The 24,057-nt window shown below is 60.8% G+C and carries 19 protein-coding genes and 1 tRNA gene; 12 read left to right on the forward strand and 8 right to left on the reverse strand.

From position 1 onward, the window contains the following. The first annotated feature begins 239 nt into the window (after positions 1-239). Entirely contained in the window at positions 240-4,904 is a 4,665-nt protein-coding gene (gene gltB, locus F4X08_03600) for a glutamate synthase large subunit (protein MYD24884.1), read from the forward strand. Between the two features lie 18 nt (positions 4,905-4,922). Continuing rightward, positions 4,923-6,419 (forward strand): glutamate synthase subunit beta, encoded by a 1,497-nt coding sequence (locus F4X08_03605; protein MYD24885.1) that lies wholly within the window; start codon positions 4,923-4,925, stop codon positions 6,417-6,419. A 24-nt stretch (positions 6,420-6,443) separates the two neighbouring features. Here the strand turns inward: F4X08_03605 and F4X08_03610 are convergent, their stop codons facing one another. Both F4X08_03610 and F4X08_03615 read right to left on the reverse strand, forming a co-directional pair. Next, positions 6,444-7,289 carry a phytanoyl-CoA dioxygenase family protein gene (locus tag F4X08_03610; GenBank protein ID MYD24886.1) on the reverse strand — a complete coding sequence of 282 codons (846 nt, stop codon included), beginning with the start codon at positions 7,287-7,289 and terminating at the stop codon, positions 6,444-6,446. A gap of 93 nt (positions 7,290-7,382) precedes the next feature. Then, positions 7,383-8,738: an FAD-dependent oxidoreductase gene (locus F4X08_03615; protein MYD24887.1), complete on the reverse strand. Its 1,356-nt coding sequence runs from the start codon at positions 8,736-8,738 to the stop codon at positions 7,383-7,385. Positions 8,739-9,246: 508 nt separating this feature from the next. On the opposite strand from F4X08_03615, the gene F4X08_03620 reads away from it, so the two are divergent. The 5 genes from F4X08_03620 to F4X08_03640 all read left to right on the forward strand — a co-directional run bounded on the left by F4X08_03620 (position 9,247) and on the right by F4X08_03640 (position 13,366). Next, on the forward strand, positions 9,247-9,777 hold the full coding sequence (locus F4X08_03620) for an AAA family ATPase (GenBank protein MYD24888.1): 531 nt from the start codon (positions 9,247-9,249) through the stop codon (positions 9,775-9,777). Between the two features lie 209 nt (positions 9,778-9,986). Further along, a complete protein-coding gene (locus F4X08_03625; protein MYD24889.1) occupies positions 9,987-10,277 on the forward strand; it encodes a nucleotidyltransferase family protein in 291 nt (96 codons plus the stop codon). Then, positions 10,270-10,641 carry a DUF86 domain-containing protein gene (locus F4X08_03630; GenBank protein MYD24890.1) on the forward strand — a complete coding sequence of 124 codons (372 nt, stop codon included), beginning with the start codon at positions 10,270-10,272 and terminating at the stop codon, positions 10,639-10,641. The genes F4X08_03625 and F4X08_03630 overlap by 8 nt, the downstream gene beginning before the upstream one ends. A 206-nt stretch (positions 10,642-10,847) precedes the next feature. Continuing rightward, positions 10,848-11,660: a phosphate/phosphite/phosphonate ABC transporter substrate-binding protein gene (locus tag F4X08_03635; GenBank protein ID MYD24891.1), complete on the forward strand. Its 813-nt coding sequence runs from the start codon at positions 10,848-10,850 to the stop codon at positions 11,658-11,660. A 56-nt stretch (positions 11,661-11,716) separates the two neighbouring features. Further along, on the forward strand, positions 11,717-13,366 hold the full coding sequence (locus F4X08_03640; protein MYD24892.1) for a hypothetical protein: 1,650 nt from the start codon (positions 11,717-11,719) through the stop codon (positions 13,364-13,366). Positions 13,367-13,526: 160 nt separating this feature from the next. Here F4X08_03640 and F4X08_03645 read toward each other — a convergent pair whose 3' ends face one another. Further along, entirely contained in the window at positions 13,527-13,865 is a 339-nt protein-coding gene (locus F4X08_03645) for a type II toxin-antitoxin system PemK/MazF family toxin (GenBank protein ID MYD24893.1), read from the reverse strand. Then, on the reverse strand, positions 13,850-14,089 hold the full coding sequence (locus F4X08_03650) for a ribbon-helix-helix protein, CopG family (GenBank protein MYD24894.1): 240 nt from the start codon (positions 14,087-14,089) through the stop codon (positions 13,850-13,852). Before F4X08_03650 ends, F4X08_03645 begins: the two co-directional genes overlap by 16 nt. Before the next feature lie 235 nt (positions 14,090-14,324). Here F4X08_03650 and F4X08_03655 point away from each other — a divergent pair, with 235 nt between their 5' ends. After that, positions 14,325-14,666: a pyrimidine dimer DNA glycosylase gene (locus F4X08_03655; GenBank protein ID MYD24895.1), complete on the forward strand. Its 342-nt coding sequence runs from the start codon at positions 14,325-14,327 to the stop codon at positions 14,664-14,666. A gap of 75 nt (positions 14,667-14,741) precedes the next feature. Here F4X08_03655 and F4X08_03660 read toward each other — a convergent pair whose 3' ends face one another. Together F4X08_03660 and F4X08_03665 are read right to left on the reverse strand one after the other, a co-directional pair. Then, positions 14,742-15,689, reverse strand: coding sequence for an NAD(P)H-binding protein (locus tag F4X08_03660; protein ID MYD24896.1), 948 nt, complete (start codon positions 15,687-15,689; stop codon positions 14,742-14,744). 34 nt (positions 15,690-15,723) lie between these two features. Then, complete coding sequence (locus F4X08_03665) at positions 15,724-16,236, reverse strand: hypothetical protein (GenBank protein MYD24897.1); 513 nt, start codon at positions 16,234-16,236, stop codon at positions 15,724-15,726. 412 nt (positions 16,237-16,648) lie between these two features. Between F4X08_03665 and F4X08_03670 the strand changes: the two genes are divergently transcribed. The 4 genes from F4X08_03670 (at position 16,649) to F4X08_03685 (ending at position 22,927) form a co-directional block, all read left to right on the forward strand. Further along, entirely contained in the window at positions 16,649-18,256 is a 1,608-nt protein-coding gene (locus F4X08_03670) for a potassium transporter Kef (GenBank protein MYD24898.1), read from the forward strand. A gap of 169 nt (positions 18,257-18,425) precedes the next feature. Next, positions 18,426-21,128: a hypothetical protein gene (locus F4X08_03675; GenBank protein MYD24899.1), complete on the forward strand. Its 2,703-nt coding sequence runs from the start codon at positions 18,426-18,428 to the stop codon at positions 21,126-21,128. Between the two features lie 36 nt (positions 21,129-21,164). After that, positions 21,165-21,878, forward strand: a complete 714-nt coding sequence (locus F4X08_03680) for a hypothetical protein (protein MYD24900.1) — start codon at positions 21,165-21,167, stop codon at positions 21,876-21,878. Between the two features lie 83 nt (positions 21,879-21,961). Then, the gene (locus tag F4X08_03685) at positions 21,962-22,927 is read left to right on the forward strand and encodes a zinc-binding dehydrogenase (protein MYD24901.1); all 966 of its coding nucleotides are present in this window, start codon (positions 21,962-21,964) and stop codon (positions 22,925-22,927) included. A 94-nt stretch (positions 22,928-23,021) separates the two neighbouring features. Here F4X08_03685 and F4X08_03690 read toward each other — a convergent pair. Together F4X08_03690 and dapF are read right to left on the reverse strand one after the other, a co-directional pair. Further along, positions 23,022-23,093: transfer RNA gene (locus F4X08_03690), tRNA-Asn, on the reverse strand. A 64-nt stretch (positions 23,094-23,157) separates the two neighbouring features. Then, on the reverse strand, positions 23,158-24,057 hold the full coding sequence (gene dapF / locus F4X08_03695) for a diaminopimelate epimerase (GenBank protein ID MYD24902.1): 900 nt from the start codon (positions 24,055-24,057) through the stop codon (positions 23,158-23,160).

Raw genomic sequence — 24,057 nt, forward strand, 5'->3', positions numbered from 1 at the left:
ATGTTCACGGTCATTTTCTCGGTGGAACGGTGCATTTTCTACTTTACTTAGTTGATCGCACAGGTTATATACAGGGTTTCAACCGGAATTTGGTACAAGTGCGAATAACGGACTATCCTCTCTTTTTCCTCCTTCAAGAAACCGTGTCTGTTATTGCGAATCAACGGTATTCCAGTACTCCGGTTTGAATTGAGAAACTGGAAATCGCGTTCCCGTATTCGATTTTCGCAACCGAAAGGATGCGGAAAAGGGGCGATCTTTATATGAAAAAACCCCGGGGTCTCTACGATCCGGCCTATGAGCACGACGCGTGCGGTGTGGGTGTCGTGGCGAATCTGAGCGGCGAGAAGTCGTACGCCATCATTCGTAACGCCATCCGTGTGCTGGTCAACCTGGAGCATCGGGGCGCCTGCGGATGCGATCCCCACACCGGTGACGGCGCGGGACTGCTATTCCAGCTTCCCCATGACTTCTTCAAGCGGCAATGCAGGCTCTCCGGAATTTCATTGCCGGAAGCCGGCCAGTACGCCGTGGGCATGGTGTTCCTGCCCAGAGGCGCCGAACACCGCCGGTGGTGCGAGCGGGCGATCGAGAAGACCGTCTGGGAGGAAGACCAGGTGTTCCTGGGGTGGCGCGACGTGCCGGTGGATTTCAGCCAGGCCGGGGAACTGGCGACCCAGGTGTCCCCGCTGATCCGGCAGTTCTTCATCGGAAGCGGCGACCAGGTGTCCGATCAGGACCGCTTCGAGCGCAAGCTGTACGTCATCCGCAAGGTCATCGAAAACGCCGTCGACGCGAAGCTTCCAGAGGACAACCGCGACGACTTCTATATCGCCAGCCTTTCGAGCAAGACCATCGTCTACAAGGGACTGCTTCGGGCCGATCAGCTGGATTCCTTCTACCGCGACCTGTCCGACGAGTCCATCGTCACGTCCCTGGCCCTGGTTCATTCCAGGTATAGCACGAACACGCTGGGGTCGTGGCGTCTTGCCCATCCCTACCGGCTGCTCTGCCACAACGGCGAAATCAACACGATCCGCGGGAACCAGAACTGGATGCGCGCCCGGGAGGCGCTCTTCGCGTCTCCGCTGTTCGGCGACGACATGGCCAAGCTGAGCCCGATCATCCGCGAAGGCGCCAGCGATACGGCGGGGTTCGACAACGCGCTGGAACTGCTGGTCTCCACGGGACGGTCGCTGCCCCACGCCCTCATGATGATGATCCCGGAAGCCTGGGAAAACCATGAGTCGATGTCGGACGAGAAGAAGGCCTTCTACGAATACCACGCCTGCCTCATGGAACCGTGGGACGGTCCGGCCCTCATCGCGGCGTGCGACGGGGACCGCATCTGCACGACCCTGGACCGCAACGGACTGCGGCCCTTCCGGTACGTGGTGACGAAGGATGATTTCGTCGTCGGCGCGTCGGAAGCCGGGGTGCTGGATATCCCGCCCGAACGGATCCTTACGCGCGGACGGCTGCAGCCCGGACGCCTGTTCCTTATCGACACGATCCGCGGCCGCATCGTCACCGACAACGAGATCAAGCACGAGATCAGTTCGCGCAAGCCCTATCGCGCCTGGCTGGACGAGCACATGGAGAACCTGGACGACCTGCCGGAGCCGGACGACGTACCCGCGCTCGACCTGGCGACGCTGGAAGAACGGCAGCGGGCCTTCGGATACACCAGCGAGGAACTGAAGATCCTCATCGGCCCCATGGCGGCCCATGGGTACGAACCCGTGGGGTCCATGGGCAACGACGCGCCGATCGCCGTCCTGTCCAACAAGCCGCAACTGCTGTTCCACTACTTCAAGCAGCTGTTCGCCCAGGTCACTAATCCTCCCCTGGACGCCATCCGCGAAGAGCTGGTCACGTCCGTGGATACTTCGATCGGGCCCGAGCAGGACCTCTTCGCCGAAACGCCCGATCACTGCCGGCAACTCCGGATTCCCCGCCCCGTGCTGTCCAACGGGGAACTCGCCCGCATCCGGGAACTCGACTTTCCCGGGCTGAAATCGGAGACGCTTCCTGCGGTGTTCCGGCGGTCGACCGGCACTCTTGAGGAAGCCGTGGACGAGCTCTGCCACGAGGCGGGCCGGGCCATCCGGGAACGGGGCGCGACGCTGCTCATCCTTTCGGACCGGAAAGTCGGACCGGACTGGATCCAGATCCCAAGCCTGATCGCCACCGCCGCCGTGCATCATTATCTCATACGGGAAGGACTGCGGACCAGCGCGGCCATCGTCGTGGAATCGGGCGAGCCGCGGGAGGTCATGCACTTCTGCCTGCTCATCGGTTATGGGGCCAATGCCATTAATCCCTACCTGACCCTCGAAACGGTCGAGTGGATGAGCATCGACGGCCTGATCGAACCGCCAGCCGGCGCGGCCAGCCCGCTCGGCGCGGCCGGCTCGGTCAGCCCGGCAGGTGCGGCCGGCGCGGACAAGGCGCGGGAGAACCTGATCAACGCCCTGTGCAAGGGCGTCCTGAAGACCATGTCCAAGATGGGCATCTCCACCATCAAGTCCTACCACGGCGCGCAGATCTTCGAGGCCATCGGCCTGAAGCAGTCGGTCATCGACAAGTACTTCACGTGGACCGCGTCCCGCATCGAGGGCATAGGGCTGCCCGAGATCGAAGCGGAGTACCGCCAGCATCACCACCACGGCTATCCCGAACGTCCTGTGGCGAACGGACATACGCTGGACGTGGGGGGCTACTACCAGTGGCGGAGCGACGGCGAGCACCATCTCTTCAACCCCCAGACCATCGCGCTTCTGCAGACGTCGACGCGCACCGGCGACTATGAACTCTTCCGCCAGTACACGGACCAGATCGACGACCAGACGCGTCTGCTGGGGACGCTGCGCGGCCTGTTCGACTACAAGCAGGCGCAGCCTCCGGTGCCCATCGAGGAGGTGGAGCCGGCATCGGAGATCGTCAAGCGCTTCTCCACCGGTGCCATGTCCTACGGCTCCATCAGCAAGGAGGCCCACGAGACGCTGGCCATCGCCATGAACCGCATCGGCGGCCGGAGCAATTCGGGCGAGGGCGGCGAGGACCCGGAACGCTACTATCCCGACGAGAACGGCGACTGGCGGAACAGCGCCATCAAGCAAGTGGCCTCGGGCCGGTTCGGGGTGACGAGCAACTACCTGGTCAACGCCACGGACCTGCAGATCAAGATGGCCCAGGGCGCGAAGCCCGGGGAAGGCGGTCAGCTGCCGGGCCACAAGGTCTTCGAAGAGATCGCGCGCGTGCGGAAGTCGACCCCCGGCGTGGGGCTCATCTCGCCGCCGCCCCATCACGACATCTACTCCATTGAGGACCTGGCCCAGCTGATCCACGACCTGAAGAGCGCCAACGACCGGGCCCGCATCCACGTCAAACTCGTGGCCGAGGTGGGCGTGGGCACCGTGGCGGCCGGCGTGTCCAAGGGCAAGGCCGACGTGGTCCTCATCAGCGGGTACGACGGCGGCACGGGCGCCTCGCCGGAATCCTCCATGAAGCACGCGGGCGTGCCCTGGGAACTGGGCGTGGCCGAGACCCAGCAGGTCCTGGTCCAGAACGACCTTCGGGGCCGCATTGTCGTACAGACCGACGGCCAGCTCAAGACGGGCCGCGACGTGGTCATCGCCTGCATGCTGGGCGCCGAGGAGTTCGGTTTCGCCACGGCCGCCCTGGTGGTGAGCGGCTGCATCATGCTCCGCAAGTGCCACCTGAACACCTGCTCCGTGGGCGTGGCGACGCAGGACGAGGAGCTGCGCAAGCGCTTCACGGGCAAGCCCGAGCACGTCATCAACTTCATGATGTTCATCGCCGAGCAGATGCGCGAGCAGATGGCCCAGTTGGGCTTCCGGACGGTGAACGAGATGGTGGGACGCACCGACTGCCTCGATACGCGCAAGGCCATCGACCACTGGAAGGCGAAGGGCCTGGACTTCACCCGCATGCTCGCGCCCGTGGAGGCGCCCGACCGCGTGGCCCGCTACTGCTGCCAGAGCCAGGACCACGGCCTGGAGAAGAAGCTCGACCAGCGGCTCATCGAACTGTCGACCGAGGCCCTGGAGGACCGCCAGCCTGTCGCGCTGCGGCACGCGATCCACAACATCGACCGGACGGCGGGCGCCATGCTCAGCGCGGAAGTGTCCCGCAGGCACGGCGAGGAAGGCCTTCCGGAGAACACGATCCGGGCCAGGCTGCACGGGTCGGCCGGCCAGAGTTTCGGCGCTTTCCTTGCGCCGGGCATCACCTTCCTCCTGGAAGGCGAATCCAACGACTACACGGGCAAGGGACTGTCCGGCGGCATCATGGCCGTTTTCCCGCCCGAGAACGCGAGCTTCGTGCCCACCGAGAACGTGATCATCGGCAACGTGGCCCTCTATGGCGCCACCGGAGGGCAGGCCTACTTCCGCGGCCGGGCCGGGGAACGGTTCGCCGTGCGGAACAGCGGCGCCGAGACCGTGGTCGAAGGCGTCGGCGACCACGGATGCGAATACATGACCGGCGGCCGCGTGGTCGTCATCGGTCCGGTGGGTCGCAACTTCGCCGCGGGCATGAGCGGCGGCGTAGCCTACGTCCTTGATGAAAAGGGCGTCTTCCCCGGACTGTGCAACCAGGAGATGGTGGATCTGGAACCGCTGATCGAGGAAGAGGACGTCGCCGAGGTGCGGCGGCTGATCGAGGCCCACGTTCGGTATACCGGCAGCGACCGGGGCGAGGACGTGCTGGCCCGGTGGTCCGAACTCCGGGACGCCTTCGTCAAGGTCATGCCCGTCGACTACCGCCGCGCACTCAAGGAAATGGCGGAACGGGCTGCGCAGGAAGCCGAGACCAACGGACATCCTGCCGAGACAGTGCCTGAAGCCGTCCCCGTAGGCGTGAACGGCGGCAAGGGATAACTTTCAACAGACGGATTTATGGGTAAAACAACCGGCTTCATGGAGTACGAGCGGGGGACGGCAGGTTATCGTGACCCCCTCAAACGCGTCGGCGACTGGGAAGAGTTCATCCTGCCCATGGCAGAAGATTCGCTGCGGGAGCAGGGCGCCCGCTGCATGGACTGCGGCATTCCCTTCTGCCACACCGGGGTTCCGATGGGCAAGGGACCCGGCGCGTCGGGCTGCCCCCTGAACAACCTCATTCCCGACTGGAACGACCTGGTCTACCGGAACCACTGGAAGGAAGCCCTCCAGCAGTTGCACAAGACCAACAATTTCCCCGAGTTCACCGGGCGGGTCTGCCCCGCGCCCTGCGAGGGCTCCTGCGTACTCGGTATCAACGCCGATCCGGTGACCATCAAGAGCATCGAGTGCGCCATCGTCGACCGCGGTTTCGAGGAAGGCTGGATCCAGCCCGATCCGCCGCCGAAGCGGACCGGCAAGAAGGTGGCCGTCATCGGATCCGGGCCCGCCGGCCTGGCCTGCGCCGCCCAGCTCAACCGCGCCGGCCACCACGTGACGGTCTACGAACGGGCCGACCGACCGGGCGGACTACTCATGTACGGCATCCCGAACATGAAGCTCGACAAGGAGAAGGTCGTCCAGCGCCGCCTCAACCAGATGACGGCCGAGGGCGTCGAGTTCGTGACCGGCGTCGAGATCGGCAGGGACGTGCCCGCGGCGGACCTGGGCAGCGAAAACGACGCCGTGGTGATCTGCACCGGCGCCACCAAACCCAACGACTTCGTGCGCAACGCGCCGGGCCGCGGCCTGGACGGCGTCCATTTCGCCATGGACTTCCTCCACGCGAACACGAAGAGCCTGCTGGACTCGGGTCACAAGGACGGGAACTACATCTCGGCCAAGGACAAGCACGTGATCGTATTGGGCGGCGGCGATACAGGCACCGACTGTGTGGGTACGGCAATCCGCCACGGCTGCAGGACGATGAACCAGTTCGACGTGATCCCCAAACCGCCTCCCGAACGCGCGCCGGGCAACCCCTGGCCCCAGTGGCCGGTGGTCTACAAGCTCGACTACGGCCAGGAAGAAGGCAAGGCCCTCTTCGGCGCCGATCCCCGGCGCTACGACACCAGCACCGTGGAGTTCATCGACGACGGCCAGGGCCGGGTCAAGGCCCTGCGCACCATCGACCTCGACTGGTCGGTCCCCAGCAACGGAGCGCCCTTCAGCCCGAAGAAGGGCACGGAGCAGGAGTGGCCCGCCGACCTCGTCCTTCTGGCGATGGGCTTCTCCGGTCCCGAGGATCCGGTGATCGAGCAGCTCGAAGTGGAACGGGACGCCCGGTCAAACGCCCAGGCCGAATACGGGAAGTACGCCACGAGCGTAGAGAACGTCTTCGCGGCCGGGGACGCCCGCCGCGGCCAAAGCCTGGTGGTCTGGGCTATCCACGAAGGCCGGGGCGCCGCCCGGGAAGTGGACCGCTACCTCATGGGGAGCACGGACCTGCCTTAGGCGGACCTGCCGTAGGACCCATTGTCACGCCGACTTCCTCGACCTCTCCTGCAGATCGTAAAGCGACGCGACCTCGTCTTCATAGCGCGGAATGGGGAAATCCGCCATGGTGAAGCGGGCCTGTGAAGCCCGTTCGCCGCGGACCAGCCGGCTGTGCGCCTCGACCTTGTCCGACATGACCCCGCAGTGGATGGGGAAGGCGTCGGCCGCGCGGTAGCTGAGGATGAGCGTCTTACGCGGCCGGTCCGACGAGTTGATGGCCGAAGCGTGAGGCGTCATGGCGCTCATGAAGATCGCCGTGCCCCCGGTGCCTTCCGGCAGCACGGCCTCGGAATCGTCCACTTCCTCCGTGACCTTGCCCCGGAAGAACCCCTCGGTGCTGTGGCTCATCAACGATTTCGTGTGGCGCCGGGGAATGACCTTCAGGCAGCCGTTCTCCTCGGAGGTGTCGTCGAGGTAGAAGAGGATGGACACCGAATCGCGGTTGGTCAGGGGGTAGTAGGACAGGTCCTGGTGCCACTCCACGATGGACCCGATGTTCTGGGGTTTCATGTTGATCTTACTGTAGTGGAAGAGCAGGTTCGGGCCGAACAGCTGTTCGACGCAGTCCAGCAGGGCGGTCGATTCCGAGAAATCCCGGAAGGGCTGATAGTAAGTGCACGGTTCGTAGATACGCCGCACCAGCATACCGTCCGGTTCCTGGTTCGGTTCCATCTCCATGCGCGCGGCGTCGTGATTCGCCTTCGTGTTACTTTCCGATACCCGGTCTATTTCCGACTTCAAGGCTGCGAGGTCCTCACCTGATATGAAATCCGGGTAGACGACGTATCCCTCGCGGTTGTAATGATCGATTTGATCCGGGGTGAACATGCTTAGCCTCCGGGGCGCTTCGTGAGGTTCTGGCTGGTCGATTATGGGGAGGAAGGTAGGCGGATAGGGGAGGAGCGTCAAGGCCGAAACGGCTCACGGCACCAGCCACCCCGGCATATTCGGGATGCCCGCAATTCGGCGCACCATCTGCCGGCGCGAGATGACCAAGGTCGCGCGGGAGCGCTCCTCGGTAACCGACGTATCAATCTCCCTGGCGGCCCGCAGACCCGACTCGAGGGCGCCCTGCATCCAACCCCTACTCCCCGAGGCGTGCTCGCCGGCGAAGTGAATGGGGCCCTCGGGCGATGCCAGTTCAGGGTGCTCCGAGAACGGAGGATTGTAATTGGCGAAGGCCGCCCCGATCCAGGGCTGATGCTCCCATGCGAAGTGGGTTCCGTGTTCCGCAACCTCGCGCGTGCCGGGGAACAGGTTATTGAAGCGACCGATGAAACCGGGCACGATGGCGCCGGGTGAGGTCGCCGCGATCCTGCGTGCCAGTTCTCCGAACATGTAGGACATCAGAACACCCCGAGGCCCCTCCTGGTTCCAGGTGGGATGCCAGAACTCCGAATACCCCTCCGCGAAAGTCAACCCCCATCCGTTCAAGCCGTCGTCCTCCCAGATTCGCTGCGCATACTGGACGTAAACCCGGGTGACGTCCTGGTAGGAGGTGGCTTCGAAGGCCGCTTGCTTCGATGCCGAGAGGACGGGGTCGAACTCGATCTTGTCGATGACCGGGAGGGGGACCGTGCAGATGAGTTTGCGACCCCGCAGTTCCTTCGCGGCGGGTCCGTAGGTGGCCGCCACCCCGCTCTCGTCCCGGACTACTTTCGTCACCGGCAAGCCGGTCCGCACGCGGTCTCCGAGCGCTTCGGCGAAGGCCATCGGCAAGGCATCGATCCCGGCCGGAATCTTGAGCCACGCGTCCCGACCCCCACTGAGGAACACGGCCGGTGTCTGCCGCTGGCGGACCCCCTGATCGGAAACGACGAGGTACTCACCCTCCTGGGTATAGAAGGGCGATGTCTCGATGCCGAAATGGTCGATGTAACCGAGCGTCAGATCGTGTGAGGGCGGGATGCGGGCCGGACCGGTCTCGGCGATGAGCCCGTCGTCGAAGGGCTCGCGTAGCGTCTGTGCACGGCCCCCGACTATGTTTGATGCTTCCAGGACCTGGACATCGTGCCCCGCCCGGACCAACTCGTACGCGGCGACCAGCCCGGACAAGCCGGCGCCCACCACGATCACGTCGACGCTGTCTTCAGGTGGTGGCGTCGGCGTCGGTTCGGGCGGCGCCTCGGTCGGGTCACTGTCATCCGGACCCGTGACGTTGTCCGAGCAGCCGGAGCCCAGGAACAAAGGGACTAGGGCGGTGCTGCTTCGGGCGATAAAGTTACGGCGGCTGAGCGTTGTCTTTTTCTTGTTGGCCGTCATCTTGTCGTCAGTCATCGGTATTTGGTCACCATTTGGCGAAGATTCATGATAGATGATCAGCCGTCGGCGGACAGTAGGTGTTAAGTCCGCGCGGCACGGATTGGCCCGGTCGTGCGTTGGCTTTTAACGCTGGTTTTGGGCATCATCCATACCAATGCGCTGTGAAAGCGCTGTGAAAGCTGACTGTGGAGTTTAAACGATTGATTCGGTATACTTCAATATTAAAAGTAAAATCTCCACAATAAAGTCTCGGCCGAGGATGCCTGCACAGCGGGTCTTGGACAGCGTGGTGATGTAATGCGTGGCGTCAAGCGTATCAAGTTTAGTTCAGCAGGTGAAAGGCGGTATGAGACCGGCATGAAAGTGTTCGAAGTGGTCGATGAATCGCTAACCTGATGACAATTTATGACAAATATCGTACATTCCAATGAGAAACAACCGATGAGAAAATTGGATAACTTGAGCCGATTTCACAAATCCAGGATGAGTTAAAAGAAGAGACAAGACAGGATGCAGTCCGCTTTTGCAAAATACGATCGAAAAGAAGATATTCGTAATTGCCGGACCGAATGGGGCGGGGAAGACCACGTTTGCCACCGAATTCTTGCCCAATGAGGCTGATTGCCCGATCTTCGTTAATGCCGATTTCATCGCACTGGGTCTGAACTCCATTCGTCCTGATCGAACAACCTTTCAAGCTGGCCGGTTGATGTTGACGCTGATCAATGAATATGCTCAAAAAGGTGAGAGTTTTGCTTTTGAGACTACACTGAGCGGACGTAATTATGCCCGAAGGATTCCTCGCTGGCGGCAACAAGGATATCTGGTAAAGCTGTTCTTCTTGGGCCTACCCGACCCTGAAACCGCAATCGCGCGCGTTGCGCAACGGGTGTCCGAAGGCGGGCATGGCGTACCCGAGGTCGATATCCGCCGACGGTTCGACTCCGGCTGGAGCAACTTCGTGCACATTTATAGGGATCTTGTTGATGAGTGGGCTTTATATGACAATTCAGGCGAGGTGCCGAAACTGTTGGAAGAGGTGAGTCAGAGGTGAATTCAGACAGTCGACTGGCAAACAGCAGACCACGTGATCCGGACTTTGTCGGTGCCGAGGCCGCCATACACAGGGCCGCCAAACGCGCACGCGAACGAGCCGAGGCCTTCGCCAGGACCGCTGCAGTAGCGGAGCAAACCGTGGCGGAATCCGGTGTAATGTATGCAGCAGGGCTTTATCTCAACACGAGAAACAGGACTCTTGACCTGATGAGCAAAGACTCCGTCCTGAACATACTCCGTACGCACAAGGCAACCCTCGTGAAGCTATACGGTGTTACCGAGCTCGCCCTTTTCGGTCCCATCGCCCGCGACCAGGCAACTGACGGTAGCGACATCGGTGTTGTGGTTGGTTTCGACTCGCCCGCGACATCGGAGCGTTATCATGGTGTCCAGTTCTACCTGGAAGACCTGCTGGGTTATCCGGTCGATCTGGTAACAGACAAAGCGTTGCGGGCGGAGATACGACCGTATGTTGAACGGGAAATGGTCGATGTCTGAAACCCACAACGAAGCACGTTATTGTCGGCGCCATATTCAGGATATGATCGACTACTGCCAGAAAGTACTTTCTAATACGGAAGGACTGGACCATGAGGCGTTCAGTACCGACACGCTCGTCTACGATGCCACATTGCGCAATCTGGAACTGATCGGCGAGGCGGCAATTCATATTCCAGGCGATTTGCGTGATGCGCACCCCGAAATATACTGGCGCCGCTTCATAGCAACACGTAACCGCCTGGTTCACGGTTACTGGGGTATAGACGACGACGTGATCTGGGACGTCATCCGGACGGACGTACCAAGACTCCTGCCCGAACTGCGGAACCTGTTGAACGAGGTGAATAAGGAATCCGGGTAGCGGATTTAACCTTTAGTGTTCCGGCCGGTTATTCGCATCCTCCATGAATCAATCTTCTGCAGGTTTCCGTTCCTCGATCCATAATTAGTGAAGTGTTGGTCTGCGCGATATCAGTTCTGGATGACCAATAGACACCTTGCCATAATTGCTTCCAGCCCTCCTACCGTACTTCTCCAACCGTCTCCCGTATCGAAAGTCCTTCGCCCATGCCATTTGTATCCAATGCCCGCATGTACGCCGTCAGCCCAGAAGCCGAGGCGGCGTGGAAGGATCTCATCGCCCACGTCGCCGAGGATGCTGGTACGGCATTCGATTACGTCGCTTACCCGGCGCCGCAGCCGCTCGAGGACCTATGGTGCCGCAACGACCTTGGGTGCGTGCAGATGTGCGGTTACCCGATCGCGCTCGACCTCGCCGATGTCGTGCCCCTGGCATCGCCCATTTCCGACGCGTCCTGGGCCGGAGGCAAAGCGCTCTCCCGGACCGACCTGATCGTGCGCGACGATGCGACATATCGCACGCTGTCCGACACCTTTGGCGGGACCGTGGGCTGGACGGTCGCACACTCGCAGTCGGGCTTCAATGCATTGCGCTATCATCTTCTGCCCTATCGCAGCGAGGATCGTCCGCGCCTCTATCGCCGCTCCGTCGGCCATCTCGTCACGGCGCGGCAGATCCTCGACAGTGTGGCGGACGGGAGTATCGACATCGGACCGCTGGACGCCTACTGGCACATGTTGGTCAGGAAGTACCTGCCTGGGCTTACAGAGAAAGTCCGCATACTTGAATCGACCGAGACCGTACCGATGCCGGCATTCGTCACCGTTCCGGCGATGCCCCAACACACGGTCGATCGCCTTCGCGAAGCCTTTGCAGCAGCCCATACGCGGCCCTGGTTCGCCCCGTTCCGGGCATCGCTACTGATCGAAGGATTTGAGCTAGTGACGCGCGGCGCGTTTCTTCGTACTTTGGAATGGGCGCGGACCGCCGAAGCCGCGGGTTACCTGGAACCCGCGTAACGCCATCGACCGCCGGCCACGTAAACCAGCCACCGATCAACCACGAGCAACCCACCATGAGCTACCCATTCAATCTCGGTACCTGGTCCCGCAGAATCACGACGGACTCGGATACCGCCCAGTGCTGGTTCGACCGCGGGTTGAACTGGACTTACGGCTTCAATCACGAAGAGGCGGTGGACTGCTTCAGGCGTGCGGCCGACGCGGACCCCGCCTGCGCGATGGCCTGGTGGGGGATCGCCTATGCGAACGGACCCCACTACAACCGGGCCTGGATCCGATTCACCGAAGCCGAGATCGCCCGGGTCCTGCCGGTTTGCCACGACGCGGTGACGACCGCGGTCTCGCTCGCCGGTGACGGTACGCCGGCCGAGCAGGCCCTCATCGAGGCGCTGGCAAAACGTTACCTGAATGGCGACGAGCGCGACACCGGGGTGCTGGACGCCTGGCACCGGGATTTCGCCGACGCGATGCGCGACACCAGCCAGGCGCATGAGGATGATCCGGACATCGCCGCCTTCTATTTCGACGCGGCGCTGAATTGTACGCCTCGTCAGCTCTGGGATCTACAGACCGGCCAACCGAATCCGCGCGGCCACACGGCCGAGGTGTTGCCGGTGATGAAGTCCTGGATGGATCGGATCGCGCGTGACGGGCCCGTCCATCCGGGGATCTGCCACCTGTACATCCATATGCTGGAAATGTCGCCCATGCCGGAGCAAGGGCTCAACGCGGCCGACCTGTTGCGCGGGCTGCTGCCCGACGCCGGCCACCTGGAGCACATGTCGGCGCACGTCTACGTCCTCTGCGGCGACTGGGCGCAGTCGGTGGTCCAGAGCGAACGGGCGGTCGCCGCCGACGACAAGTACCTCGACTACGCCGGAGACCAGAACTTCTACACCACCATGCGGTGTCACGATCTCCATCTCTACATGTACGTGGCCATGTTTCTGGGGCAATACGGTAAAGCCACCCATGCCGCCGACAGGATCCGCGCCATGGCCACACCCGAACTGATCGCCGGGAGCGCGCCGTTCATGGCCTCCATCCTCGACGGCTACTCCGCCATGACCATCCACGTTTTGGTTCGCTTCGGCCGCTGGCACGACCTGGTCACATCGCCCGAACCGGAGGAGCGTACGCTGCGTCCCATCGCAACCGCCATGCACGCCTACGGGCAGGGCGTGGCGCACGCCGCCCTCGGTCAGATCGAAGAGGCCGAAGCCGCCCGCCAAGCGTTCGACCGGGCGGCGGCCGCGATCCCTGAGGACGCGATCTTTCTCAGCAACACGGTGCGCGACATGCTCCGCATTGGCGAGGCCATGCTCGACGGCGAGCTGGAATACCGCAAGGGGAACTACAGCCGAGCGTTCGACAGCCTTCGTCTCGCCGTCTCGCGGGACGACGCGCTCAACTACACCGAGCCCTGGGCCTGGATGCATCCCCCGCGTCACGCCCTCGGCGCGCTGCTCGCCGAACAGGGCGAATTCAATGAAGCCGAAGCTGTGTATCGCGCCGACCTCGGTTATGACGGAAGCCTGCCCCGATGCTGCCAGCATCCCGACAACGTGTGGGCGCTCCAGGGGCTGGTGGAATGCGTCGAACACGCAGGAGACGCCAACGAGCTTCGGTTCCTGAGACAGCGGCTGGCGTTCGCCAAGGCCCGCGCCGACATCCCCATTGAAACGTCCTGCTTCTGCCGGTAGGTGGCGGCAAAGGTGAGAGGGGTGAGTGGACCGGGTCTCTATTCTGATTCTGCGGAAATTACGATATTGAGTGATTTTACTCAATACAGTAAACGGGAGAGTACTGGCTGTTGGCCGTAAGGCCGAAATCCCGGGTGCCGGCAGTTCTCTCCTACAGTCGTTATGGACCTATAATCTCGCAAAGTCCTTCTATGATCCTATCCAATTCGTCACCGGTTGCATGGCCCAACTTGCTACCGATTCTCTGTGTTGAAAGGGTTCGGACCTGGCCGATCTTAACCCACGACTGTTTTGGAAGATCTGCCGAATCGAGCGAAAGGGTCAGCGGGAAACCGGCACGTTGAGGCTGACTCGTAATCGCCATGGCGATCACCGTACCGGATCGTTGATTAAAAATCTCGTGGCTCAAGATTAGAACAGGCCGTCGTCCAGCTTGCTCCCGGCCACGTGTGGGACTCAAATTCGCCCAGCGGATTTCACCCCTCAATATTCGGGCCAATTATCCGCATCCTCCTCTATTCCTTCTTCAGCCAGTTCCCGTTCCTCTACCGGGTCCAGTTTCGCACATTCCCGCGCCAGCCTTCCCCGCTTGAGACGATCCAGCTTCTCCGACACGGCTTCCTCAATCGCCTGACTTCTGTTTTTATATGACTGCTGCATGATTAGATAGTCGAGTTGCTTAACGATTTCCTCGTCCAGCGTTATCGCAATTTTGGATTTCATAACTTAATCCTCCTGGTATGATAATATGTCATACCTTCTGATTGTCAAGTGCGATACCAGGTTTTATTCGGATGACGTTAGGATTTTGCAGACGACCCAGTTGTGTCAACTTCCGCGGGTCTGACGATAAGGTGTGATTGACGATGAGGTGTGAATATGGAATGCTTGCCCAGGGTACCGAATTCGGCGTAGGTTTAAGTAGGAAGTCGACCCGTCGAGTTCGGAGCCTGACACCATGCGCATCTGGGACCTTCCCCCCGAAATCCTGTGCCGACAGCACCTCCTGGGTGAGCACCGGGAGTTGCACGGGCTATGGAACGTCATAACGCTGGGGAAAACAGGATACCGGAAGCATCCGGAGACGAAACGTTGGGTCGGTCGGCTCGCGGCGCTGTACGACCGGCACGAAGCTCTAGTCGCGGAGATGCAACGGCGGGGTTACCGGCACAATACACCGCTGGATGGTACGCTTGCCGATGGTCTGAACGAGCAGGATGTTCTGATCGACAGCCTGGATGAACAGATCCAGATGTTGACCGAGAAGCCTTGTCTGTGCCCGATTGCGCCCTGGCCATAGGGTCAACCGTCGCTTCAATACGCCCCTTTACTCGTTCTCCGTTTCGTTTTGCGTCCTGAAAGCAAGTTGTGGTGTCTACCCGAACTCCCAATCCTCGTTATCCAACGCCCTTCGTACTGCTTCAGCCATACCCCTGGGCCGAATGGCAAAAGCTTCCAAGGCGGACTCGTCGACGACGACTGTTTCATTTCGGAGGCTTTCGACGAGTTTTCGTCCGATTCGCGCGTAGACGGGTGTGAACAGGCCGAGCCACAGGCTGGAGAGGCGGGGTGAAAGGACAGGTACGGAGATCAGCATGCGCTTCAATCCGCGTTGCCGGGCGTATTCCGCCATGAGATCCCGGTAGGAGGCGCGGTCCGGTCCACCGATTTCGAAAACCTGGCAGCGGTTGAAGACCGCGCCGGAAACGTGGAGTGCGCCGACCAGGTAGTCGAGTACGTCATCGATGGCAATGGGCTGACACTGGGTATGAACCCATTTCGGTGTCAACATCACCGGGAGTTTCTCTACAAGGGCGCGGATCAATTCAAATGAAAGACTACCGGAGCCGATGATGATGGATGCCCTGAATTCGATCGTCGGCACGCCGGAGTTTCGAAGGATTTCCCCGACTTCCCGCCTGCTTTCCAGGTGGCCGGACAGTGGCTGTCCATTACCCAGGCCGCCAAGGTAAACGATACGCCCTACCCCGGCCGCGCGCGCCGCCGCCGCAAAGTTCGTCGCGGCCTTTCGATCTTCCAGTGCGAAGTCACCGCCGGACGCCATGGAATGGACCAGGTAGTAGGCCGTCGATACGCCTCGCAGGGCATCCGGCAGTGTTGCCGGCCGCAGCAGGTCGCCGCCTGCTACATCGACATCGTTCGCTGCCAACGAGGACAACGCATCCGGGCGTCGAACGAGACAACGCACCCGGTGTGATCCGTTTACCAGACGCCGAATCAGCCGGCTCCCGATGTACCCCGTGGCTCCGGTAATGAGGATGGTTTCCGGCTGCGATGAATGTGTTGGCTGGGATCCGGTCATGAACCCTCGGTCCGGATACGCGATCAGCAGGCCTTCAGAACCCGCGCCAACCGGGTATGGCGGCCGCCTGCCGAATCCAATCCGCCATCCGCTCCTCGTCGAACTCGCCCTCGTATAGGTCGATCCAGCGCGAGTCCTTGTCCTTGCCGGAGCCGGGCGGAACGGGTCTCAATGCCGCGCCTTGTAAGAACGTCACCTTCACGTAGCGGGTGAATACGTGGTAACTCAGGAACCAGCCCTGGTCCTCGATACCGTAGAAGGGCGAGTTCCACCGCACGGCCTTGCGCACGCCGGGCACGATGCGGACGATGAGTTCGTCGAGGTGGCATCCCACGTCGCACTTCCAACCCGGCATGGCCGCGATGTAGGCTTGCACGGGAGCGTCGCCGTCGGCCTTGGCGATCTGCGGATTGCCACCTGAGAGAAGAACCGGTTTCGATCCAGCCTCATTCGAAGTGGCCCTTTTCGCGTCGGTCTTCGCTACCCCTTTCGGGTCAGCTCCTCTCTCGCCAGCCTTCGTCGGTTTCCCGGCCGTCTTGCCTTCCATGATGTTCACTCCAGTCCGCGCCTTTTGGCCGTGCGCGGCACCAGGGTCGGCACTTGGTGCTTTAACGTCGTGGCGCCACCGGCTCCTGGCGTCGCTGGCGGATCCTGTTCCGAAATGAAACAGGAGACGGAAGCGGCGTCAAGCGGACTTCCCGGCCGGGCTTAAAAACCAACAATCATGCATGATCACGCGACAGGCACAGGGCGTCCGCCCGGTCGTTATACTGCATTGGCACAGGAAAGATCGCCCGCCAGGCCTGAGCGTCCGACTTCCCGTGGTTTTGCGTTGACACCGATAGAACGCGGTGGGTAATTGGATGGACGAGCGTGGATGAGTGCGGACGAGCGTGGAAGGACAAGGACGGCCTGCGGGTAGTCCAGGACAAAAGCTATTAGACACGAAGGGTGACATGATGGATTTCGAATGGATCACCATTGCACTGGGTGACATCACATGGCTCGCCGTGGCGTTCGCGCTGGGTCTGCTTTCCCGGGCCGTAGGGCTGCCGCCCCTGGTTGGATTCCTCGCTGCGGGATTCGTGCTCAACCTGTTCGGCATCGCCAGCGGGGATGTGCTCCGGAAGCTGGCCGATCTCGGAATAACGCTGCTGTTGTTCGTCGTCGGCCTGAAGCTCAACTTGCGGACCCTGGCGCGACCCCAGGTATGGGCCGTCACCGGCCTGCACATGGCACTGGCTGTGCTGATCCTGGGAACGATCGTCCTTTTGCTTGCCATGCTAAATGCGCCTTCCTTTTCCGATATCGGGATTTACCCGTCGTTGCTGATCGCCTTCGCACTGAGTTTTTCCAGTACGGTCTTCGTCGTGAAGGTCCTGGAGGACAAGGGGGAGACGGCGGCCTTGCATGGCCGCATCGCAGTCGGCATTCTCATCGTTCAGGACCTGGCTGCCGTGGCTTTTATCGCGATCTCGGTGGGCATGTGGCCATCCTTTTGGGCGTTGCTCGTTCTGCTCCTCATACCGGCGCGTCCGCTGCTGTTGATTGTTCTGCAGAAAGTCGGCCATGGCGAGCTCCTGGTGCTGAGCGGACTGCTCCTGGCCCTGGGCGGCGCGGAAGTATTTGAACTGGTCGGACTGAAGGGCGACCTGGGCGCACTCGCCCTCGGTGCGCTGATCGCCAACCATGCGAAAGCCAATGAAATGGCGAAGACCATGATCGGATTCAAGGACCTGTTCCTGCTCGCCTTCTTTTTGTCCATAGGGCTTTCAGGTCCGCTGACGCTGGACGCGGTGCTCATCGGCGCAGCCATAACGCCGCTTGTTTTCCTGAAGTCGGCCCTGTTCTTCGGCCTTTTGACGGCGTTCAAGCTGCGTGCGCGCACCTCGCTGCTCGCGACGCTGAACCTGACCAACTTCAGCGAGTTCGGACTCATTGTGGCGGCCATCGGGGTAGCCAATGGCTGGATCGACGGCCTATGGCTGATCGTCATCGCGATCTCCCTGGCGCTGTCCTGTGTCATCTCCGCGGCGCTGAATGTCGCCGCCCACCAGATCTATGCCCGGCACCGGGCGTTGTGGGATCGCCTTCAAAAGTCCGAGCGTCTTCCCGACGACCAGCCGCTCGATACCGGTGGAGCAACGATCGCCATCATTGGCATGGGCCGCGTGGGCACCGCGGCCTATGACAACATGCATCAGGAATTCGGAGACACCGTCGTAGGCGTAGACCTCGATCAGGTCAAGGTGGAACGGCAGCAGTCGAGTGGCCGCCACGTACTGCTCGGAGATCCTACTGACGCGGACTTCTGGGACCGCGTTCAGGCCGCCCACACCCTCGAACTGGTCCTGCTGGCGTTGCCGAACCTGGCGTCCAATCTCGCCGTACTCGACCAGCTCAAGGCTTCCTCGTCCTACTGCCGGGTCGCCGCCACGGCAAGATTCCCCGATGAGATCGCTGTGCTCAAAGAGGCCGGCGCGTCGAGCGTGTACAACCTCTACGCGGAGGCCGGCTCGGGATTCGCTGCGCACGTGGCGGCGCAGACGCCGAATGCGGGTACGTAATTAAGAAGAGCGGTATGCTGCGAACTTCCCGGCCACGAAACTACATGGTGAAATCAGTTTGTATTTTGAACTTCGTGTGGTAAATTTGGCCGATCTGCGCCCGGTAGCATCCATGATTCACTTGGGATGTTTCCAGTCATTCAGTCAAATCCGCTAAGGGAATTCACATATGCTTTGCGACCATCGTACCAGTGGCAAATCAGCTTCACCCTCCTCCGCCGGTAACGGTATTGCACGATACACAAAAAAGGCCATCCTAGGGAATCCGATCCGCCTCTTCTGCTTACTCGCGCTTCTTGTGGTGACCTCCTGTGGCAAGGATAGTCCCACCGGACCGGCCGGACCAGCCAACGTAGTCGTGACACCCAACACAGTTACCCTGACCGCGATTGGCCAGACTGTGCAGCTCGATGCGCAGGTGCAGTACGAGGCCGGCGCGACATCGTCTGGACACACGGTGGTCTGGGCAAGCCGGAATCCATCCGTGGCATCCGTGACCAGCGGAGGGCTCGTCACCGCGCTAGGCAACGGCACGGCCGATATAACGGCCACCGCGGGACAGAAACAGGGCAAGTCCACGATCAACGTAACCCAGGCGGCGCGAACGATTACGGTTGAGCCGTCGTCGGTAACGCTGACCATGGCCGACGAAACCGCGTCGCTTAAGGCATCGGTGCTGGACGAAAACGGCCAGGCCGTCGATGGCGCGGTAGTGAAATGGTCGATCAGTGACGAATCGGTGGCTACGGTAAGCGACGACGGTCTGGTCACGGCCGTAAGAAACGGCAGCGCGGTCGTTACGGCCATCTCCGGTGAGATTTCGGCCAGTGTGACGGTTACGGTATCCATCGATGTCAGCAATCGTACCACGCTGATCGATTTCTACCACGCGATGGACGGTGCGAACTGGAATGAGCGCGATAACTGGTTGAGTGAAGAACCCCTGAACGAATGGCACGGCATAACGACCGACGCCAACGGTAGGGTGATCCGGCTGGAACTGCGCTCGAACAACCTGTCGGGCACGTTGCCTGAAAACCTGGTCAATCTGTCGCTGTTGCGGGAACTGGATTTAGCGGGCAACCAGGTATCGGGCGCCATCCCGGTCATTCTTTCTCAACTCGAGGAGCTTAGGATTATCGACCTGGGCGCCAATAATATGTCGGGATCCGTTCCGGATGAGCTCGCGTTGCTTGACCATCTGGAAATACTGAACCTCGGAAACAACAGCCTGTCCGATTCGGTCCCCGTGGAACTGGGTCAGATGACCACCCTGACACGGTTGGACATTGGCGGCAACGACCTGACCGGTCCGATCCCGCCGGAACTGGGTCAGCTCACCAATCTTGAGCACCTGGAACTGAACAACAACGAACTCATCGGATCGATCCCTGCCGAAATAGGACAGCTCTCGCAATTGGAATTTCTGCACCTGGACACGAACAAACTGACCGGTCCGATCCCGCCGGAACTGGGCGATTTGGAAAGCCTGGAGTTCCTGAACCTTTGGCGGAACCAGTTGTCAGGTGAGATTCCGGTTGAATTGACGCAACTGGAAAACCTGGAACGCTTGGATCTCGATGAGAACAGGTTGTCCGGAACGATTCCCGCCGATCTGGGTCAGTTCCACAAACTTGAGGTGCTGTACCTCAACTCCAACAATCTTACCGGCGAGATCCCGGCGGTCTTGGGCGATCAACCCAGGCTGCGTCTGCTGAGTCTCTATGGAAACCAGCTTACGGGACCAATTCCAGTAGAACTGAGCCAACTTGCCAATCTCGAATTCCTCTACCTTCATAACAACGATCTGTCTGGTCCCATTCCATCCGAATTCGGACGGCTCCAGGATCTCGAAGCGCTGTACCTCTACGGAAATGAGTTGTCCGGCGCTGTTCCACCCGAACTGGGCCTTCTCGACGACCTCGAAGTGCTCTATCTCCACGAAAACAAACTGACCGGCACGATACCCGCGACATTTTCGGGTCTTTCGGACGTCAGGACGTTTTACCATCACGACAACGACGGTCTTTGTTTGCCGAGCACACCGGCCTTGCTGAACTGGGTCGATGGCCTGGATCAATGGATGGGGTCGCGGTGCGACGAAGCCGGTTTCACCGAGGGACTGCTCATGGTTGGCGAAGGCGCTGACCGGCTGTACAGGCTGAATCCCAATACGGGGGAAGCCAAACCCGTGGGAGAAGCCGTCCGGTTCGGCGTAGACGAGTACCAGCCTTACGGCCTGACCGTGCATAACGGCATGTTGTACATGACGGGCGGATGGAACGCGGCGCTGTACACGCTGGATCCCGGTACGGGCGTGGCCACGCGGGTCGGCGACGCCGTGGAATTCGGAGTCGGTGAATCCCAGCCCATGGGCCTGGCGTCCCACAACGGCACGCTGTACATGGCCGGTGGGACGAATGCCAGGCTTTACGAACTGAATGCCGTGACGGGAGTAGCCACCCCGGTCGGTAACATCGTGGAGTTTGGCGTAGACGAAGACCATCCGTTCGGCCTCGCGTCCCACGATGGCGGCCTGTTCATGGTCGGCTACAATACGGCCAGACTTTATGGGTTGAATCCTGACTCGGGGATCGCGTCACCCGTTGGCGACGCGGTTGACTTCGGAGTCGGCGAGGATCTGCCGACCGGGCTGACCTCACACCGAGGCGTGTTGTACATGACCGGTGGATGGACGGCCAAACTGTACACCCTGGATGCGGGAACCGGGGTCGCATCGACAATCGGGAATGACGATGAGGATGTCAATCAGTTCGGTGTCGATGAAGACGCTCCGACGGGGCTGGCGTCGCTGGAGCGGGAAGTGTCGGCGCGAAGAACGGTGCCCGTGGTGAGGGTGATTAAGCAGTAACACAGGCGTCCGCAAACGGATCAAGAGGACTGGACGTTGGAGAGAAAGTGGATCTGGTGGGCAGGCGGCGCTGTGCTGGCAGTGCTCGTTTCTTTCATCTCTGTCATGTACTGGTTCGATCCGGCGCGGCGCACGACCGAGCCTGGATTTTCCGGATTGAGCAGAACCGTTACCGGAAATACGCTCTTCTCGCAAAGCGATCCGCCGGTGCGGATGACATTCGACGAGCGATTCCGGCACATCGGAGGGCAGAAGTTCGTGCTCTACGGCACCGCCGACGTCGAGCAACATTTCTTTGTCGAAGAACATCCGGACGGAACCCTGAAGAGCTTTGTCTGGATCCAGTTCGAAGGCTTCCTGCCCGATAACGACTACACCTACGACTATTCCGATTCTCCGTTGCGATTGCGGATCGGGGCGTTCGATTTCTATACCGACACCGCGGCCGGTACATCGAATCGATTAATGCGCCTCGGCTGGCCGGGGACCGACGGCTATCTCGCCCGGAAGTTCGCGGCGGACAAAGGCTATACCATGCCGGACAACTACGCCTACGCGCGGCTCGTTCACATACCGGACGACATGAGCCGCAAGGAACTGCTGATCATCTTCATGGAAGACCTGTCACCAACGGGCTGGACCGGCGAGTCATTGCGCGAGGGTGGGGAGCACGAAGGGCGTTGGCCCGAGGTCGAGGCTGCTCATCTTGACAGGATCAAGCGGGTGATGTCGTTGTATCGGCCCGGGTAACGTTGCAGTTGGACAAGTGTTGAGTTCTGGGCCTTTGGGCATTTAAGTAAGCGTTCGAAGGCGATTTAATTCGTAATGATCCCATGAAGGACCAGACCGTGCGTTCACTGAGTCTTCAGGGCTTGCCTGACAAGAGAAGGCAGAAGGTCCTCGTGCCGGATTGGCCGGACCCGGAAGGGCCGTCGGGCAACGAAGTAAAGACCAGAACGATTTACACGGGCGTGACGAACGGAACGGAACGCAATCAGCTGATTGGCGGAAATTACGCGCCCGACGATGCCGATCTGCCCACCGGGGGCAACGGCTACCAGAATGTGGGAAAAGTCATCGAGGTCGGGCCGGACGTCTGCGAACTGAAGATAGGCGACGTGCTGTTTATGAGCGCGGTCCACGCCGAGTATGCCGTGATGCCGGAAGACGGCCTGCTCCTGAGGCTGCCCGATTCAATGGATCTTACAGAGGCCGCCCTGCTAGGCATATGCAGTGTCGCGATGCGTACCTGTCGCAACGCGGAACTATGCGTGGGCGAACGCGCGTTGATCGTGGGTGCGGGTATCCTCGGGCAAGTCGCCGTGCAGGTCGCCGCCGGCATGGGCGCGCGCGCTACGATCTGCGACATCGATGGGGGGCGGCTGGCGATCGCGAAAGAGATCGGCGCGGCGGAAACCGTGCTCGATGTTTCGGGGGAGAAATGGAATCAGAAAGTCGGTGAGGCCGCATTTGACGTCGTGATCGACTTTGCCGGCGTTCCGGGTATGGAAGACCAGCTGATCTCCGCGTTGCGTCCGCAAGGCAGGATGTTGTTCATCGCCGGCCGGGACAAAGTGACCTATACCTTCAATCTGGGACAGGGCCGTGAGGTCCGGATCAGGCAGAACAGTCATTTTGATCGAGACGACCTTCACAATACGTGCCGCCTGATCGCCAGGGGGTTGATCAAGATTGGGCCGCTGATCCGCGATGTCGTCCCGGTCAGCGAAGCCAAAAAGATCTACGACACCTTGCGGGACGCCCCGGATCAGCTGATGGGAACGGTGTTTGCCTGGTAGGTGGGCGGATAACCGACAGTTCGCGACTTCCGGTCGCTTGTGTCCTTTGGCATGAACTACGCTGGAATTGGCGCGGGGACTTTCAAAGGAGGAACTCCTCGGGTTGGATTCGAACCAACAACCTAGTGGTTAACAGCCACCCGCTCTGCCATTGAGCTACCGAGGAAAATGGCGTTTACAACAGCAACGGAATATAGAGCGCAGACGCCTTTGTGTCAAGTGGTTTGTGGTTAATCATCCGCGTCCAGAATCTCGCGTAACATCGCCTCACTGAAGGTTCCCCGAGCTACCTCTGCCACGGGTCCGGTCAGCGTCAATTTGAACTTCTCGTCCACATCGACTAGCAGTGCCCCGCCTGGTGATTCCACGCTAACGGGAGACGTCACCAGCCCTAGACGCACCGCCGCGCTTGCAGCCGCGCAAGCAGAAGATCCGGATGAAGGTGTTTCGCCGACACCGCGTTCCCAGATCAGGATGCGAATCTTGCTGGGACCGGTGGGTTCGGCTAGTTGAACGTTTATTCGATTGGGGAAGATCGGGTGGGTCTCTAGCGCTGGACACAGCCTAAGCAGGTCGTCGCGACTCCACTGCCGGTCCTGGGAACGAAACACCACGCAATGAGAATTGCCGACGTTCACGCCGGTGAAAGTCAGCGTTTCCCCGGCGGTCCTGATCGGTTGCTCGATCAGCTCGTCGACTTCGAGGGTACACGGCAACGCTTCCGGTCTGAACGTTGCCCGGCCCATGTGCACGGTCGCGCCGCATACCGGACCGGAGGCATCTTCTGCACCGCATTGGTCATGCTGCGTCTCGACGCGTACCGTGCCGCCCCGTGTCTCCACCGTGAACGACTTCTTGCGCGTCCTGCCCGTGGCGTGCAGGTACAGCGCGAAAATCCGCAGTCCGTTGCCCGAGGTTTCTGCCTCGCTTCCGTCGGGGTTCCAGATCCGCAGGCCGAAGTCCGCCGAACCGGAATCCTCAAGGCTCAGGATGCCATCGCTTCCGATGCCCTTCTCACGATCACATATCCGGGCGATGCGACCGGGCGTCAACTGGAAGTTCAGCTCCCGGGGATCCAATACGATGTATTCATTGCCGAGTCCATGACCCTTGAAGTAGCTGTTCGCCAT

It is taken from the genome of Gemmatimonadota bacterium (assembly GCA_009841265.1).
GTDB lineage: Bacteria > JAAXHH01 > JAAXHH01 > JAAXHH01 > JAAXHH01 > JAAXHH01.

What these genes read in the sequence shown, in the direction of transcription:
- F4X08_03675 (MYD24899.1), top strand. Translation starts at nt 18,426, where the DNA reads ATGCTTTGCGACCATCGTACCAGTGGCAAATCAGCTTCACCCTCCTCC.
- F4X08_03685 (MYD24901.1), top strand. Translation starts at nt 21,962, where the DNA reads ATGAAGGACCAGACCGTGCGTTCACTGAGTCTTCAGGGCTTGCCTGAC.
- dapF (MYD24902.1), bottom strand. Translation starts at nt 24,057, where the DNA reads ATGGCGAACAGCTACTTCAAGGGTCATGGACTCGGCAATGAATACATC.
- F4X08_03605 (MYD24885.1), top strand. Translation starts at nt 4,923, where the DNA reads ATGGGTAAAACAACCGGCTTCATGGAGTACGAGCGGGGGACGGCAGGT.
- F4X08_03610 (MYD24886.1), bottom strand. Translation starts at nt 7,289, where the DNA reads ATGTTCACCCCGGATCAAATCGATCATTACAACCGCGAGGGATACGTC.
- gltB (MYD24884.1), top strand. Translation starts at nt 240, where the DNA reads ATGCGGAAAAGGGGCGATCTTTATATGAAAAAACCCCGGGGTCTCTAC.
- F4X08_03640 (MYD24892.1), top strand. Translation starts at nt 11,717, where the DNA reads ATGAGCTACCCATTCAATCTCGGTACCTGGTCCCGCAGAATCACGACG.
- F4X08_03625 (MYD24889.1), top strand. Translation starts at nt 9,987, where the DNA reads ATGAGCAAAGACTCCGTCCTGAACATACTCCGTACGCACAAGGCAACC.
- F4X08_03615 (MYD24887.1), bottom strand. Translation starts at nt 8,738, where the DNA reads ATGACTGACGACAAGATGACGGCCAACAAGAAAAAGACAACGCTCAGC.
- F4X08_03660 (MYD24896.1), bottom strand. Translation starts at nt 15,689, where the DNA reads ATGACCGGATCCCAGCCAACACATTCATCGCAGCCGGAAACCATCCTC.
- F4X08_03670 (MYD24898.1), top strand. Translation starts at nt 16,649, where the DNA reads ATGGATTTCGAATGGATCACCATTGCACTGGGTGACATCACATGGCTC.
- F4X08_03630 (MYD24890.1), top strand. Translation starts at nt 10,270, where the DNA reads ATGTCTGAAACCCACAACGAAGCACGTTATTGTCGGCGCCATATTCAG.
- F4X08_03635 (MYD24891.1), top strand. Translation starts at nt 10,848, where the DNA reads ATGCCATTTGTATCCAATGCCCGCATGTACGCCGTCAGCCCAGAAGCC.
- F4X08_03655 (MYD24895.1), top strand. Translation starts at nt 14,325, where the DNA reads ATGCGCATCTGGGACCTTCCCCCCGAAATCCTGTGCCGACAGCACCTC.
- F4X08_03650 (MYD24894.1), bottom strand. Translation starts at nt 14,089, where the DNA reads ATGAAATCCAAAATTGCGATAACGCTGGACGAGGAAATCGTTAAGCAA.
- F4X08_03665 (MYD24897.1), bottom strand. Translation starts at nt 16,236, where the DNA reads ATGGAAGGCAAGACGGCCGGGAAACCGACGAAGGCTGGCGAGAGAGGA.